The organism is Mesorhizobium sp. CCNWLY176 (assembly GCF_037153935.1).
Lineage (GTDB): Bacteria > Pseudomonadota > Alphaproteobacteria > Rhizobiales > Rhizobiaceae > Mesorhizobium_M > Mesorhizobium_M zhangyense.
This window is the reverse complement of sequence record NZ_JBBBDZ010000002.1, coordinates 397,901-413,240: the sequence shown is the minus strand read 5'-3', so window position 1 is coordinate 413,240 and position 15,340 is coordinate 397,901. Positions and strand designations below refer to the sequence as shown.

15 protein-coding genes are annotated in these 15,340 nt (G+C 61.3%); 7 read left to right on the top strand and 8 right to left on the bottom strand.

Going from position 1 to position 15,340, the window contains the following annotated elements; translation table 11 throughout:
• Nucleotides 1–29 precede the first annotated feature (29 nt).
• Nucleotides 30–1,196, top strand: a complete 1,167-nt coding sequence (locus tag WBQ96_RS04905) for an acetyl-CoA acetyltransferase (RefSeq protein ID WP_336547903.1) — start codon at nucleotides 30–32, stop codon at nucleotides 1,194–1,196.
• Nucleotides 1,193–1,930, top strand: coding sequence for an SDR family NAD(P)-dependent oxidoreductase (locus WBQ96_RS04900; protein WP_336547902.1), 738 nt, complete (start codon nucleotides 1,193–1,195; stop codon nucleotides 1,928–1,930). The genes WBQ96_RS04905 and WBQ96_RS04900 overlap by 4 nt, the downstream gene beginning before the upstream one ends.
• Before the next feature lie 25 nt (nucleotides 1,931–1,955).
• Here the strand turns inward: WBQ96_RS04900 and WBQ96_RS04895 are convergent, their stop codons facing one another.
• Entirely contained in the window at nucleotides 1,956–2,744 is a 789-nt protein-coding gene (locus WBQ96_RS04895) for a DUF3750 domain-containing protein (RefSeq protein ID WP_336547901.1), read from the bottom strand.
• A gap of 77 nt (nucleotides 2,745–2,821) precedes the next feature.
• On the opposite strand from WBQ96_RS04895, the gene WBQ96_RS04890 reads away from it, so the two are divergent.
• Nucleotides 2,822–3,826 carry an asparaginase gene (locus WBQ96_RS04890; RefSeq protein ID WP_336547900.1) on the top strand — a complete coding sequence of 335 codons (1,005 nt, stop codon included), beginning with the start codon at nucleotides 2,822–2,824 and terminating at the stop codon, nucleotides 3,824–3,826.
• A gap of 11 nt (nucleotides 3,827–3,837) precedes the next feature.
• Here WBQ96_RS04890 and WBQ96_RS04885 read toward each other — a convergent pair whose 3' ends face one another.
• A complete protein-coding gene (locus tag WBQ96_RS04885) occupies nucleotides 3,838–5,217 on the bottom strand; it encodes a TIGR03808 family TAT-translocated repetitive protein (RefSeq protein ID WP_336547899.1) in 1,380 nt (459 codons plus the stop codon).
• 110 nt (nucleotides 5,218–5,327) lie between these two features.
• Here WBQ96_RS04885 and greA point away from each other — a divergent pair, with 110 nt between their 5' ends.
• On the top strand, nucleotides 5,328–5,801 hold the full coding sequence (greA, locus tag WBQ96_RS04880; protein WP_336547897.1) for a transcription elongation factor GreA: 474 nt from the start codon (nucleotides 5,328–5,330) through the stop codon (nucleotides 5,799–5,801).
• 10 nt (nucleotides 5,802–5,811) lie between these two features.
• On the opposite strand, the gene WBQ96_RS04875 is transcribed toward greA, so the two are convergent.
• The 4 genes from WBQ96_RS04875 to WBQ96_RS04860 form a co-directional block, all read right to left on the bottom strand.
• On the bottom strand, nucleotides 5,812–6,201 hold the full coding sequence (locus tag WBQ96_RS04875) for a type II toxin-antitoxin system death-on-curing family toxin (RefSeq protein ID WP_165115270.1): 390 nt from the start codon (nucleotides 6,199–6,201) through the stop codon (nucleotides 5,812–5,814).
• Nucleotides 6,198–6,419: an AbrB/MazE/SpoVT family DNA-binding domain-containing protein gene (locus tag WBQ96_RS04870; protein ID WP_165115272.1), complete on the bottom strand. Its 222-nt coding sequence runs from the start codon at nucleotides 6,417–6,419 to the stop codon at nucleotides 6,198–6,200. The genes WBQ96_RS04875 and WBQ96_RS04870 overlap by 4 nt, the downstream gene beginning before the upstream one ends.
• A 63-nt stretch (nucleotides 6,420–6,482) precedes the next feature.
• Nucleotides 6,483–8,609, bottom strand: coding sequence for a methylmalonyl-CoA mutase (gene scpA / locus WBQ96_RS04865; RefSeq protein WP_336547894.1), 2,127 nt, complete (start codon nucleotides 8,607–8,609; stop codon nucleotides 6,483–6,485).
• The gene (locus WBQ96_RS04860) at nucleotides 8,606–10,048 is read right to left on the bottom strand and encodes a methylmalonyl-CoA mutase subunit beta (protein ID WP_336547893.1); all 1,443 of its coding nucleotides are present in this window, start codon (nucleotides 10,046–10,048) and stop codon (nucleotides 8,606–8,608) included. The genes scpA and WBQ96_RS04860 overlap by 4 nt, the downstream gene beginning before the upstream one ends.
• 249 nt (nucleotides 10,049–10,297) lie before the next feature.
• Between WBQ96_RS04860 and WBQ96_RS04855 the strand changes: the two genes are divergently transcribed.
• A complete protein-coding gene (locus WBQ96_RS04855; RefSeq protein ID WP_336547892.1) occupies nucleotides 10,298–11,830 on the top strand; it encodes a helicase HerA-like C-terminal domain-containing protein in 1,533 nt (510 codons plus the stop codon).
• Nucleotides 11,831–11,890: 60 nt separating this feature from the next.
• Here WBQ96_RS04855 and WBQ96_RS04850 read toward each other — a convergent pair whose 3' ends face one another.
• Together WBQ96_RS04850 and WBQ96_RS04845 are read right to left on the bottom strand one after the other, a co-directional pair.
• Nucleotides 11,891–12,628 carry a L,D-transpeptidase gene (locus tag WBQ96_RS04850; protein WP_205826540.1) on the bottom strand — a complete coding sequence of 246 codons (738 nt, stop codon included), beginning with the start codon at nucleotides 12,626–12,628 and terminating at the stop codon, nucleotides 11,891–11,893.
• Nucleotides 12,629–12,825: 197 nt separating this feature from the next.
• Entirely contained in the window at nucleotides 12,826–13,488 is a 663-nt protein-coding gene (locus tag WBQ96_RS04845; RefSeq protein WP_336547889.1) for a haloacid dehalogenase type II, read from the bottom strand.
• Nucleotides 13,489–13,638: 150 nt separating this feature from the next.
• Here WBQ96_RS04845 and WBQ96_RS04840 point away from each other — a divergent pair, with 150 nt between their 5' ends.
• Both WBQ96_RS04840 and WBQ96_RS04835 read left to right on the top strand, forming a co-directional pair.
• Complete coding sequence (locus WBQ96_RS04840) at nucleotides 13,639–14,517, top strand: branched-chain amino acid aminotransferase (protein WP_165115283.1); 879 nt, start codon at nucleotides 13,639–13,641, stop codon at nucleotides 14,515–14,517.
• Between the two features lie 168 nt (nucleotides 14,518–14,685).
• The gene (locus tag WBQ96_RS04835; protein WP_165115285.1) at nucleotides 14,686–15,282 is read left to right on the top strand and encodes a superoxide dismutase; all 597 of its coding nucleotides are present in this window, start codon (nucleotides 14,686–14,688) and stop codon (nucleotides 15,280–15,282) included.
• Nucleotides 15,283–15,340 lie beyond the last annotated feature (58 nt).

Here is a 15,340-nt window from a genome sequence, read left to right as displayed (position 1 = left end):
CAACATGCGACCTGCTGATGGAGGAATTTATGACTGCATGCATCGTAGGCTGGGCTCACTCGCAATTCGGCAAGCTTGCGGACGAGACGGTCGAGAGCCTGATCGTCAAGGTAACGAAGGATGCACTCGACCATGCCGGCATCGGGCCGGATGATGTCGACGAGATCGTTCTCGGGCATTTCAATGCCGGCTTCTCGCCGCAGGATTTCACCGCCAGCCTCGTGCTGCAGGCTGACGATCGGCTACGATTCAAGCCTGCGACACGCGTCGAGAACGCCTGCGCGACCGGCTCGGCCGCAGTGCGCCAGGGCATCCGGGCGCTGGAGGCAAAGGCTGCCCGTGTCGTGCTCGTCGTGGGCGTCGAGCAGATGACAACGACGCCCGGACCGCAGGTCCAGCAGAACCTGATCCGCGCCTCCTACATGAAGGAAGAGGCCGACATCCCGGCGGGCTTCGCCGGCCAGTTCGGCAAGATCGCGGCTGCCTACTTCCAGCGTCACGGCGACCAGTCGGACGCGCTGGCCTACATCGCCGCGAAGAACCACCGGAACGGCGTCGACAATCCCTATGCGCACATGCGCAAGGATTTCGGCTACGAGTTCTGCCGCACGGAGAGCGACAAGAACCCATTCGTGGCCGGCCCGCTGAAGCGCACAGACTGCTCGCTGGTCTCGGACGGTGCCGCCGCAATCGTGCTGACCGACGCGACCACTGCGCTTTCGATGCGCCGCGCCGTCGCCTTCCGCGCCAACGAGCATGTGCAGGACTTCCTGCCGATGTCGAAGCGCGACATCTTGCTGTTCGAGGGCTGCGAGGAAGCCTGGGCGCGTGCGCTGAGGAATGCCGGTGTGACGCTGGACGATCTGTCCTTCGTCGAGACGCATGACTGCTTCACCATTGCAGAACTGATCGAATATGAGGCCATGGGGCTGGCCAAGCGCGGCGAGGGCGGCAAGGTCGCTCTCGAAGGCCAGACACAGAAGGACGGCCGTCTGCCGGTCAATCCGTCAGGCGGCTTGAAGGCCAAGGGCCATCCGATCGGCGCGACCGGCGTTTCGATGCACGTGCTGACCTCGATGCAGCTGACCGGCGAGGCCGGCGGCATCCAGATCCCCAATGCCAAGCTTGGCGGCATCTTTAATATGGGCGGTGCCGCGGTGGCGAACTACGTCTCCATCCTGGACCGCATCAGATGAAGCATTCGGCCGTCGTCACCGGAGGCGCATCGGGCATCGGAACAGCGATTGCCCGCCGCCTTCTGGACGACGGCTGGCCGGTTGCGATCATCGACGCCGACGAGCAGGCCCTGCTGACGGCGGAAGACCTGTTCGTCGACGAGAATGCGATCTTCCTTCAGGCCGACATTACCGACGAGGAAGAAATCGCAAATGCCTTCGACGAGGTGGTCGATCGGCTGGGGCTGATCGGCGGCTTGGTCAATTCGGCCGGCATTTCTCGCGATGTTTCGGCCGAAGACACTAGCGCCGAGTTGTTGCGCGAACTTCTCGACGTCAATCTGGTCGGTGCCTTCATCGCGGCAAAGGCATCGTTGGAACGCATGGGCGCGACGCTGTCCATCGTCAACATCGCCTCGGTTTCCGGCATGCGCGCCAATCGCGGGCATCTCGCCTATGGCGCATCCAAGGCTGGCCTGAAAATGATGTCGGAAGTGCTGGCGCTGGAATTCGGCAACCGCGGCGTGCGGGTCAATTGCGTCGCTCCGGGGCCGATGGAGGCAGCAGTGGTTTCCGGGCGGCATTCGGTCGAGGAGCGGCGGCTGTGGATCGGCCATGTGCCGCAGGCCCGCTACGGCGAACCGGAAGAGATAGCCGCCGCCGTCGCCTTCCTGCTCTCGCCGGAGGCCAGCTTCGTCAATGGCCACACACTGGCCGTTGACGGCGGATTTCTCTCCGCCGGCGTTGCGCCCTGATCTCGGCCTCACCAAGCACAAGGGTCTATTCTGCCATCGCAGCGTGTGTTCCGTTGGCAAGCTGTGTTGCGCTGTTCCATAGATCGAACCGGCCATATGCGGGTATCAGAAGTGCCGGCCGCGCAAAATCCATTCCCGCGACCAAGCCCAGGAACTGGAGTTCGATGCCGCTGTTGGCGCCTGCGGCAATGCCCAGCAGCCCCCCGGCCGTGGCCCTGAAATCGTGGCGTTGCCGGTCCCAGCCGAAAGAGGCCGCACCCGGCGCGTAATCGCGGCCGACGGCGTTGGAGGGCATGTGGGCTCCCATTTGGGGCACCGATCGAATGACATGGGCAACGAAGCTGTTGGAGTTCGGCCCGGGCCAGATGTGGTAGTCGCCTGCTCTCGAATAGGGATAATCCGAGATCGCAGCGTCGATGTTGGCAAGTACCGCTTCCGCACTCGCGCCGTGAAGCTGGTGAACGATCTCCGGCGTGTTGGAATACCAATATGCGTCTGCCGCATAGGCATTCTTCCGGATGGGGCTGCCCCAGCCGACCTTGTCATAGCGTTCATATTCGGTAGCGCCCGACCGTTTGACCACGATCCAGCAATGGAGTGAGAACGCGCCTTTCATGCCACCCGTGCGCGCAGCCATTATGTAGACTGCCGCCTTGTCGTCGGCGCTTGCCGGCTCAAGCAGGCCGGAGCTTCCCCATGCTGCCTCCCGCCATGTGGAAGGTCGATCCTGCAGGCTCCACCAGGCGACTGTTGCCAATGTCGGCAAGAGGAAAACGACCCCGATGAAGAGGATCAACCGGACGACGAACCTCATCTATCGAAAACCTTTGCCTTGGAGCCGTGAACCGAATAGGGCGTTGCAAACAAGGCCAGTTCAATTTCGGTGAAATCATGACGGATCCGGTTCTCGTCGAAGTCCTGCGCGGCGATATCGTTGAAAGCGTTCATCGCGGCACGGTCGCGATCTTCGATGCCGACGGCAAAGCGATGCTGGAGATCGGCGATACGTCGCAGGCGGTCTTTCCGCGCTCAGCCGTCAAGGCGATCCAGGCGCTGCCGCTGGTCGAGACAGGTGCTGCGGATGCCTACGGCTTTGGCGACAAGGAACTGGCGCTGGCCTGCGCCTCGCATAATGGCGAGACGGCGCATGTCGAACTGGCCAGCACCATGCTGGCAAAGGCGGGCTTGAGCGAGAGCGCGCTGGAATGCGGCGCGCATTGGCCATCCTATCAGAATGCCACGACCGCGCTGGCAAGAGCCGGCGGATCGCCGAGCGCCCTGCACAACAACTGCTCGGGAAAGCACGCCGGTTTCATCTGCGCCAGCTGTCATGCCGGCATCGAGCATCATGGCTATGTGAAGGCCGGGCATGCCTACCAGGAAATGGTGCGTGAGGCGATGGAAGGCGTGACCGGCGCTGCGCACAATGCCGACAATCGTGGCACCGACGGCTGCTCTATCCCGACCTACGCGGTGCCACTCAGGAACATCGCGCATGGATTTGCCCGGATGGCGACGGGAGTAGGACTTGCGCCTGCGCGCGCAACGGCGGCGAAGCGCCTGTTTTCTGCCTGCATGGCCGAGCCCTTCTACGTTGCCGGCTCCGAGCGGTCGGATACGAAACTCATGGAAACCGCCCCGGAGCGTATCTTCGTCAAGATCGGTGCGGAAGGTGTCTTCTGCGCCGCCGTGCCCGAACTTGGCCTTGGCATCGCGCTGAAATGCGACGATGGCGCCGGGCGGGCGGCCGAAGTTATGGTTGCGGCGGTTCTCGCGAAGCTTCTGGCAAAGGATGAGGCGCTGGCGGAAAAGCTCAACACGCTCGCCAATCCGGCACTCGTGAACTGGAACGGCATTACCGTTGGCAGCCTGCGGCCGGCAGCGGCTTTGGCGTAACTGCCCGCCGTTCAGCTTGCGTGGTTGCGCTCTATGGTGAGGTGCGCGAAGCCGCCATTGCCGCCGGAGGCAAGGTCGCCTGTGGCGGCATCGAGCCAGCGATGGCCGACAATCGCGCCGTTCTTGGTGCCGTCGATGATGTTGTCGGTAATGACCGCCGAGCCCGCACCTTCCACAACGGTCACCGCAATTCCGGTGCCGGCGTTGCGGACGACATTGCCGGTGGCGGTTACATTGCGCAGATATGGCCCCCAGCCGATACTGATGCCGAAGGATGGTGCGTTTTCCACCACATTGCCGGTGACCGCAGTGTCGGCCTCTATGCCGATGCCAATGCCGAAACCGGCGGCGTCAGGTGGGTAGGGGCCTTGCTTCGATAGGTTGCGGACGATGTTGTTGGAACAGATGCCGAGCCGTCCGCCTTCGTTGAAATTGACGATCGAGATGCCGTTGGCCGCGCCGTCGACAATATTGCCGGTGATGACGGCGCCCTCGAACGAAAATTCGGAATAGATCGCGGTCTCACCAAGCCGTGAGCAGGTGTTGCCGGCTATCTGGACATTGTTTGCGCTGTTGGCGCGGATGGCGGAAAAGGCGCAATCCGAAACCATGTTGTTGGCGATCATGACGTTGCCGGCACGGAAAGCATTGATGCCGTTGCCGTATTGGCCGGTGCCGCCATTGCGCGCGGCGATACGCTCGACGCGATTGCCTGTCACGATGGTGCCATCTTCGGCCGGCTGCCAGCGATGGACGAGAATGCCGCCATTGCCGCAGTCGGTGACGGTATTGCTGGTGATCTGCATGCGCCCGGCTTCGACGGAATAGATGCCGGCATCCGCTGCACCAGAAATCGTCGAACGCTCGATGCGGCCGGATGCGGCTTCAAGAGAAATACCGTTCTTGCCGCTGGCGATGATCTGGCAATTGTCGATGGAAAGCTGGCTGACGCGGCGCAGATCGATGAGGCCTTGCGTGTAGTCCCCAAGCCATTTGTTGGCACCATCCAGCACGAGACCGGACAGGTCGATGATCTCTGCATCTTCGGCGGCGAACAAATGACCGTCGCCGCCATAGATGATGCGCGTGGCGCCAGGCACGCCGGTGAGGCGGACGCGCCGCGGCAGGGCAAGATTGGAAACGACATAGCTGCCCGGCGGAAGAAAGACCGGCATGTCGCGCTCTGCCGAGCTCTGCATCATTTTCGCGAACGCCTTGCTCTGGTCCTCGAATGCGCCGGGCCGAACGCCAAACTCGGTTGCATCGATCGAGCCGCGCATGGACGCGAGTTCGACGCCTGCAATGCTTGCTGCCGTGGCACTTAGCGGCACGGTCAGTCCGCCGACGGCAAAGCCGGCCGTGCCGGCAAGAAAGCGGCGTCTGTTCAGCATTGGCACAGCTTCCATCTCATCCGATCGTCGCAGCACGAACCATGCCAGTAGCATCTTATACGGCCAAGGGATTGCTTGTCGGATGTCAAGCCAGCGCTTAAGCTTGCGTCATGAGCAGAGCTTTCACACGCGAGGATGACAACGAAGCCATCGCCGACATAGGTGAGCGGCCGGTCAGTTCTCACCGCAATCTCGTTACCGAACACGGTCTTGCCCTCATCGAGGCCGAGCTAGCCGAACTGCGCGAGGAACTCGGCAAGGCGGAGCGGCAAGCCGATCGCGAGCGGCTGGCGCTGGTTTCGCGTGACCTGCGTTACTGGATGGCGCGGCGCGAGAGCGCAGAGCTTTCAGTGCCGGAGCCCGGCAGCGACGTGGTACGCTTCGGCATGGGCGTGACACTGGAAGGCGACGACGGCAAGAAAGTGCACTGGAAGATCGTCGGCGAGGACGAAGCCGACCCGGCAAAAGGCACCATCTCGCATGTTTCCCCGATGGCCGTTGCGCTGTTCGGGAAATCGCTCGGCGACACAGCTACGGTCAACGGCAACGAGTGGGAAATCGTCAAGCTGACCAGCGGCGGCTGAGGCTGCCGGATCAGGCTTCCAGTTTTATCGTGTGGTCGCGGAAGAAGGCTGTCGCGCCGGTTTCGTCGATTTCGCCTGCCGCCACCCCCATCACAAAAGTGTAGAGCGTTCCGTCGTCGGCGGTTAGTCCATAGCCGTTTACAATGAGGAACGTGCCCGCAGCAACGATCGCTGTGCGTTTGTTGCCATCGACGAAAGCGTGATTGCGTGCGATGCCGAAAACATAAGCAGCCGCCAATTCGTGGACAGTCGGCTTACCGTAGGACGCCTTGTTTTCAGCACGCGCAAGTGCGGACTCAAGAGAATTTTCGTCTCTCAAGCCTTGCGCCCCGCCATGCCGCCGCAACTGCTCGGAGTGCATCGCCTCCACGACGCGCCGTGACAGGAATTCCCAGCTCATTCGGCGAGTTTCTGCAGTGCTACCTTGTATTTATCCATGACTTCGCGCGCGGCAGCCATTTGCCGTTCGAAAGCGTCGTCGGTCGGCTTGAAAGCGAAACCTTCGCTGCTCTCGATCAGTTCGAGCGTATCGCCGGCCTTGAGGTTCAGGCGATTGAGGGTTTCCTTGGGAATGATCACACCCTCGGAATTGCCGATCTTGCGAATGACGGTGTTCATGGCTTTCGTTCCGATGTTATAACTCATGTATAACATCGGGGGATCGGAAATTCAACGACCGCGTTAGGAGTCCGTCAAAAGCCCATCCAGCAGCCGCTCCGCCGCTTCCGGGATCACGGTCCCGGGCGGGAAGATTTCGGCGGCACCAGCTGCAAGCACTGCATCGTAATCCTGCGGTGGGATGACGCCGCCGGCGACGATCAGGATATCTTCGCGGCCATGTTTCTTCAGCGCGTCGCGCAGTTCCGGCACCAGCGTGAGATGGCCGGCGGCAAGCGATGAGGCGCCGACGATATGGACATCGCGGTCGACGGCGAGCTTGGCGATTTCTTCCGGTGTCTGGAACATCGCGCCGACGGTCACGTCGAAGCCGAGATCGGCAAAGGCGGTGGCGATCACCTTCTGGCCGCGGTCGTGCCCGTCCTGTCCCATTTTGGCGACCAGAATGCGGGGCTTGGAGCCGGTCTTCTTCTCGAAGGCTTCGACCTTTTCCTGAACACGATCGACGGTCGGGTTCTCGCCGATCTCTGAGCGGTAAACACCCGAGATCGTCTGCACCGTCGCCACATGGCGGCCGAAGGCTTTTTCCAGTGCAAGCGAGATTTCGCCCACGGTGGCTCTGGCGCGCGCCGCCCTAATGGCGAATTCGAGGAGGTTTTCGTTGCCGGTCGCTGCCTTGGTCAGCGCGTCGAGCGCGCTTTCGACGGCGGCCACATCGCGCGTGCCCTTCAACTGCTGAAGTTTGGAAAGCTGGCGCGCACGTACTTCTGCGTTGTCGATCTTGAGGACATCGACCTCGATGTCCGTCTTGGGTTGGAACGCGTTGACTCCGACAAGCACCTGCTGGCCGGAATCGATCCGCGCCTGTGTGCGGGCGGCGGCTTCTTCGATACGCAGCTTGGGAATGCCTTTTTCGGTCGCGGCAGCCATACCGCCGAGCGCTTCGACCTCTTCGATATGCGACAGCGCGCGCGCCGCAAGATCATGCGTCAGCCGCTCGACATAGGCCGAGCCGCCCCACGGGTCGATGATGCGGGTGGTGCCGGATTCCTTCTGCAGGATCAGCTGCGTGTTGCGGGCGATGCGCGCCGAGTGATCGGTCGGCAGCGCCAGCGCCTCGTCGAAGGAGTTGGTGTGCAGCGACTGGGTATGTCCCTGGGTCGCGGCCATCGCCTCGATCATGGTGCGCATGATGTTGTTGTAAGGGTCCTGCGCCGTCAGCGACCAGCCGGAGGTCTGGCAATGGGTGCGCAGTGACAGCGAGCGCTGGTCCTTTGGCGAAAAATTCTTCTGCATCAGGCCGGCCCAGAGCAGGCGCGCCGCGCGCATCTTGGCGACTTCCATGAAGAAGTTCATGCCGATCGCCCAGAAGAACGACAGGCGCGGTGCGAACTTGTCGATGTCGAGACCGGCAGCCACGCCGGCGCGGGCATATTCAATGCCGTCGGCGATGGTGTAGGCGAGCTCGAGGTCGGCCGTCGCGCCTGCTTCCTGCATGTGATAGCCGGAAATCGAGATCGAGTTGAACTTCGGCATATGGTGCGAAGTATAAGAAAAGATGTCGGAAATGATCCGCATCGAGGGCTTCGGCGGGTAGATGTAGGTGTTGCGCACCATGAACTCTTTCAGAATGTCGTTCTGAATGGTTCCGGCGAGATCTTTCTGCGCAACGCCTTGTTCTTCTGCGGCCACGATATAGAGCGCCATAATCGGCAGGACTGCCCCATTCATGGTCATCGACACGGTCATCTGGTCGAGCGGGATGCCGTCGAACAGCTGGCGCATGTCGAGGATGGAATCGATCGCGACTCCAGCCATGCCGACATCGCCGGCAACGCGCGGATGATCGCTGTCATAGCCGCGATGGGTGGCGAGGTCGAAGGCGACCGAAAGGCCCTTCTGGCCGGCCGCGAGATTGCGCCGGTAGAAGGCATTGGATTCTTCAGCCGTCGAGAAGCCGGCATATTGCCGGATCGTCCATGGCTGCTGGACATACATGGTCGGGTAGGGGCCGCGGATGTAGGGAGCGCTGCCGGGATAGCCGTCGAGGTGAGGCAAGCCGGCGAGATCTTCGGGGCCGTAGCGGCGCTTGATCGGAATGCCTTCCGGCGTCTGCCAGATTTTCGCATCCGCGCCAGACTTGCCGGATGTCGGCTCGGACCATGCGAGTTTTGAGAAATCGGGTATCATGATGCGGCTCCGATCAATTCGTCGAGCCTTGCAGCAGGCAATGCTTCACAAAACACAGTGCCATCCGTTGGTGCCGGATGACGATCTGCCTTGATGGTTTCGACGGGGCGTTCGGACTTCACGGGGAAGACGGTCGTGCCGACGATTGCCTGTTTCCCGGCTTTGTATTCGGCGATCCGCTTGTTGCGCGACTCGATGACCCGCTTCTGGATAAGCCCATTGGCGAGGCTTCTGAGTATGCCGCCTTCAGCTTCGATCGCCTGAAACTCCTGCCAGGCCGCCTCGCACAATGCCGCAGTCAGAGCCTCGACACCGCCGGAGCCGGATGCGGGGTCGCCGACGAAACCGATGTGGCTTTCGCCAGCCATGATGAGTTGGGTGTTGCGCGCAATGCGCCGTGCAAAACCTTCCGGCAAGCCATGGGTGATGGTGTGGGGCAGGATGGCAATCGAATCCGCACCTCCGGCAACGGCCGCAAAGCTGGCCAACGTGGTGCGCAGGATGTTGGTCTCCGGGTCTTTCACGGTCATCATCCGGTAGGACGTTTCGGCGTGAATGGCCGCCTGCGAAGGCGCAATCGAGCAGGCCTGCTGGACCCGTGCCCAGAGTTTTCGCAACGCCCTGATCTTGGCCATCGACAGGAACTGATCCTGATCAACGCTGAGCGAGAAGCCGATATGCGGGGCCGCGTAGAGCAGAGCCTGGCGCGCTTCTTCGAACAGCCGAAGGTGGGCGACGGCTGAAGCCAGCATGACGCCGAGTTCCTGCGCTTCGGTGGCACCCGCATTGTGCAGGACGCGGCCATCCGCCTCCAGAAGCACGCCCGGAACGCCAAGCGCGAAGAAATGCGCCAGCGATTGCGGCATCGATGCCTGGAGCGCCTCGATCGACATGCGCAGACGCCCCGTGCCGGCGAAGATCGCTGCCGGGTCGATGCCGAAGGAGAGATTGAGCTTTGCCGGATCGGCGCGCCGTTTGGTCAGGATCGCAACCAGCCAGTCGGCCATGGCCCGGCTGGAAGGATGCACGTCGATCCGCAGATAGGTGCGGTTCAATACGACGCCTTCCAGAACCGCATCGAGCGCTTCGGCGGTTCCGGGCAGACCGTAGCCGAATGCGTTAGGCGCGCCGTCGAACACAAGCGAAAGGCCAGTCGCGCCCTGGTTTATCTCTTCCAGCGCCTGTCTGTTCGCCCGAACGGGGTCCGGATCGTCGATGCGCTGCGTGATGATCCACGGCGCTTCCGCATTCTGGCGCGACAGGAACTCCGCACTTTGCGCGCGCTCGTAGAGCGGCTCGATGCGAATGCCGTCGTCGGTGTGCGAAACCAGCGTCTCTTCGAACGACGCGCCGGAAAGCGCTTTTTGCGCCAGCGCTGTCCAGCGCTCGCGGTCAGCCGGTTGGAATTCGACATCGCTGAAAATCGCTCGGGCGTCCATGCGTCTTCCCTGTTCTCCCAACCTTATCCGAGCAGAGCCCGAATATTATGGCCACCGGCGTTGTGTCGCAATGCAAGCACACGCACAATGGCTTTTCCGATTGCCAAACCATAACGCCGACTGCAACCCTCAATCCGTCAATTTGCGCGATTGCCATTGTGACGCTGCAACCACGCCACTATACCTTTGTCGGAGTTCCTGGCGTTTTCGGGCTAGGCGGTCGACTTGGTTTTTGGAGAGCTGGAAAATATGGCGCAGGAAGACAGCATTTTCATCGGGGCCAGCCGCAAGCCTGATGACAGCTATCAAAGGCCCGAAAGTCTGCTCCTGAGATACGGAAACCGGCACGGCCTGATCACGGGCGCCACGGGTACGGGCAAGACGGTGACGCTGCAGATTCTCGCCGAAGGCTTTTCCAACGCCGGCGTTCCTGTCTTCTGCGCCGACGTCAAGGGCGATCTGTCGGGCATTGCGGCGGTCGGCGAGCCGAAGGATTTTCTGCTCAAGCGCGCCGAAGCGATCAAACTCGATCCTTATGAGTTCCGCGAAACACCGGTGATTTTCTGGGATCTGTTCGGTGAACAGGGCCATCCGATCCGGGCGACCGTCACCGAAATGGGACCGCTGCTGCTGTCGCGGCTGATGAACCTTACCAACGCGCAGGAAGGCGTTCTCAACATCGCCTTCAAGATCGCCGACGAGGAGGGGCTTCTCCTCCTCGACATGAAGGACCTGCAGTCGATGCTGGCCAATATGGCCACACGCTCGGAAGAGCTTTCGGCGCGCTATGGCAACGTCAACAAGACCTCGGTCGGCGCGATCCAGCGCTCGCTGCTTGTTCTGGAACAGCAGGGCGGCAAGAATTTCTTCGGCGAACCGGCGCTGAGGATTCCTGACATCATGCGCACGACACCCGACGGACGCGGTGCGGTGAACGTGCTCGCAGCCGACAAGCTGATGACCAATCCGCGGCTCTATTCCACCTTCCTGCTCTGGCTGCTTTCCGAACTCTTCGAGGAACTGCCGGAAGTGGGCGATCCGGAAAAGCCGCGTCTCGTGTTCTTCTTCGATGAAGCGCACTTGCTGTTCAATGAAGCGCCGAAAGCGTTGCTGGACCGTGTCGAGCAGGTCGTTCGGCTCATCCGTTCCAAGGGCGTGGGCGTGTATTTCGTCACTCAGAACCCGCTGGACGTACCGGAAACGGTGCTCGCCCAGCTTGGCAATCGCCTCCAGCACGCATTGCGCGCCTATACGCCGCGCGAAACGAACGCTGTGAAGGTCGCGGCCGATACTTTCCGGCCAAACCCGGATTTCAAGACGTTCGAAGCGATAACCAATCTCAGCACCGGCGAGGCGCTGGTTTCGACGCTCGAGGACAAGGGCGTTCCCTCGATGGTCCAGCGGACCTTGATCCGCCCGCCGTCTTCGCGCATCGGGCCGCTGACGCCGGAAGAACGGCGCAAGGTGATCAATGCCAGCCCGGTGACAGGTCAGTACGACCAGATGATCGATCGCGAGTCCGCCTACGAAATGTTGCTCGCTCGAGCCAAGCAGGCACAGACTGAGCCTCAGGGCGAAACGCAGGCGAGCGGCGGCGGCTGGACATTGCCGGATTTTGGCGGCGGTAGCTCGCAGCAAACCACTGGACGCCGCACGGGGCAACCACGGGCTTCCGGACGGCAGACGGTCGCGGAAGCGGCAATCAAGTCGGTGGTGCGGTCGGTCGGCTCCTCGCTAGGCCGGGCGCTGGTGCGCGGCATTCTCGGAAGCTTGAAGCGGTGATCCAAAAACAAAGGGCCGGCCAAGGCCGGTCCTTTGAAGTGAGTGCTCGGTTCAGAGCTGTCAGGCGACGCCGCCGAGACCGCCGGTAACCAGGATCGGGGTCTTGTTCGGGACGCGATCATAGAGATCGATGATATCCTGGTTCATCAGGCGTACGCAGCCGGACGAAACCGACTTGCCGATCGAGCTCCATTCCGGCGAGCCGTGCAGGCGATAGAGCGTGTCCTGATTGTTCTGGAAGATATAGAGCGCGCGCGCGCCGAGCGGGTTCATCAGGCCGGGCTGCATGCCGCCATTGGCAGCGCTGTACTTGGCGAGTTCCGGCTGGCGTCCAATCATCTCATCCGGCGGTGTCCATGTCGGCCACTTGCGCTTCCACTGGATAACGGCGCGTCCGGACCATTCGAAACCGGCGCGGCCAAGGCCAACGCCGTAGCGCATGGCTTCGCCGCCTTCGCGGACCAGATAGAGGAAGTGATTCGACGTATCGACGACGATTGTGCCCGGGCGCTCGCCCGTCGGGTCCTGCACGACCTGCCGCAGGAAACGCTTGTTCATCTTCTTGAGCGGGATACCCGGGACTTCGTAACCTTCGTCAGTGACGGGACCGTACATCATCGCGTAGTCGCCGAAAGACGAATCGACGCTGAGCTGCGGAGCCTCTGGCGGCGGGCCGTCGACATAAGCGCCGCGCGAGACGGTGCTGCAGGCAGATACGGCCAATGAGGCGGCACTTACGGCCGCTGCTCCAAGAAAGCCGCGGCGATTCAAGCGAATGGAGGAGAGTGTGTCAGTCATGATGCCCTTTTAAATCCCGGCGCTGAAAAGGATAGTTAACAGCGTCGCAAAATTCCGTGAACGCTCCGCGAGCGGAACGCTTTCCATCCCCCAAAGTTCGAGCGCGATAAGCGGTTTCGATTCTGGCCTGACGGTGAAGAAAAAAGGGCGAAGATGTGACGGGGGCGCCATGTGGCATATCGGCCACGGCGAGGCCGTCAGTCTACGGTCAACAGCCCCTTGAGCGATGGCAGGATAAGGGCGGGGGCAAGGTCGCGATATTCGTCCGGCTGGTTGGTTCGGTTGATCCATACGGTGCGAAAACCGAATTTGGCCGCACCGGCGATGTCCCAGCGATTCGACGACTGGAAGGAAACGGCATCCGGATAAAGACGCCAGCCCGTGGTGACGAGATCATAGACCGAAGGGTCGGTCTTGAACCGGCGCACGATGTCGACGGAGAAGATGTCGTCGAGCACCTGATCGAGCGCGGCGGATTTCACGGCAGCCTCAAGCATGGCAGGCGAGCCGTTGGACAGGATGGCAAGCCGCGCACCGTCGGCTTTCAAAGCCTTCAGGACGGCTGGAACCTCCGGATAGCAATCGAGCCGCCAATAGGCGTCGAGAAGATCCTGCCTGAGTTTCTTGTCAGCAGAGGGCACCTTGAGAAAGGCAAAATCGAGTGACTGTTCGGTCAGCTGCCAGAAATCGGCATAGGATCCCATGAGCGTGCGGGTCCACGAATATTCGAGCTGCTTGGCGCGCCATATCTCCGACAGTTGCTGTCCATCAGGGCCGATCTTGTCGGCATGACGGCGTACCGCGGCGTGCACGTCGAACAGAGTGCCGTAGGCGTCGAAGACGTAGGCGTGGTGGCGCATCGATGCTCTCATTCTCCAATGCCGCGACAACGCAGCGAGTCACCTTACGGTGCGGGTCGGCTGGCATCAACATTTCCCCCAGTGCGGCGGTTGACGGAGACGAGCAAAGCGTCTTCCATGCCGCACACTTTTCAAGAAGGCGGATAATTCATGTCACTTTCAGCTGCCGCGCAGAGCAAGACCTGGACCTATGTCGATGGCGACTGGCATGAGGGCAACGTTGCGATTCTCGGGCCCCGCAGCCATGCGATGTGGCTTGGAAGCAGTGTTTTCGACGGCGGGCGCTGGTTTGAAGGCGTTTCGCCCGATCTCGACCTGCATTCGCAACGGGTCAATTCTTCCGCGATCTCGCTGGGGCTGAAGCCGTCGAAAAGCCAGGACGAGATCGTCGGCCTGACGCTGGACGGCCTGAAGAAATTCGACGGCAAGACCGCCGTTTATATCCGTCCGATGTATTGGGCCGAGCATGGCGGCTATATGGGGGTGCCGGCCGATCCCGCTTCGACCCGCTTCTGCCTCTGCCTCTACGAATCGCCGATGATCCCCCCGGAAGGATTTTCGCTCACCGTATCGCCCTTCCGCCGGCCGACGATCGAGACGATGCCGACCAACGCAAAGGCGGGCTGCCTCTACCCCAACAACGGCCGCGCGATCCTCGAGGCCAAGATGCGCGGTTTCGACAATACGCTCGTGCTCGACATGCTCGGCAATGTCGCCGAGACCGGTTCGTCGAACATCTTCATGGTCAAGGACGGGCACGTCTTCACGCCGGCGGCCAACGGAACATTCCTGTCCGGCATCACGCGCGCCCGCACGATTTCGCTGCTGGCCGAATATGGCTTCCGCACCACCGAAAAGGCTTTGTCGGTGCGCGATTTCCTCCAGGCCGACGAGATATTTTCAACCGGAAACCACTCCAAGGTCGTGCCCGTCACCCGGATCGAGGATCGTAATCTTCAGCCGGGACCGGTGGCGAAGAAGGCGCGCGAGCTTTACTGGGAGTGGGCGCATTCGACGCCCGCCAAGTGAGCATATTTTTCCGGCTGAAACGGGTTTCATGAAGAAAACAGGCTGCCACTTTCGAACGCGATGATCTAGAAGGAACCGCACACCAGTTCAGGGGTTGTTCGAAAACAATTCCACCATATGTCTGTCCGGTAAGAGATCGCCGGAAATTGCCAACGAAGGAGTACGACCATGGCTTTTGAATTGCCCGCATTGCCCTACGACTACGAGGCTCTCCAGCCCTTCATGTCCAAGGAGACGCTGGAATATCATCACGACAAACATCACAAGGCCTATGTCGACAACGGCAACAAGCTTGCCGCCGAAGCCGGCATGGAAAACCTGTCGGTGGAGGAAGTCGTCAAGCAGTCGTTCGGCAAGAATGCCGGCCTCTTCAACAACGCAGCCCAGCACTACAATCACGTCCATTTCTGGAAGTGGATGAAGAAGGGCGGCGGCGGCAACAAGCTGCCCGGCGCGCTGCAGAAGGCAGTCGACAGCGACCTCGGCGGCTACGACAAGTTCAAGGCTGATTTCATCGCTGCCGGCACGACGCAGTTCGGCTCCGGCTGGGCCTGGCTCTCCGTCAAGGACGGCAAGCTCGCCATCTCGAAGACACCGAACGGCGAAAACCCGTTGGTGCACGGCGCATCGCCGATCCTCGGCGTCGACGTATGGGAGCATTCCTATTACATCGACTATCGCAACGCTCGGCCGAAGTATCTCGAAGCGTTCGTCGATAGCCTCATCAACTGGGACTACGTCCTCGAACTGTACGAAAAGGCATAAGCCTTAGAGACCGCTCTTAGAGTTCCGAAAAACCCCGGCTTGTCCGGGGTTTTTCTTT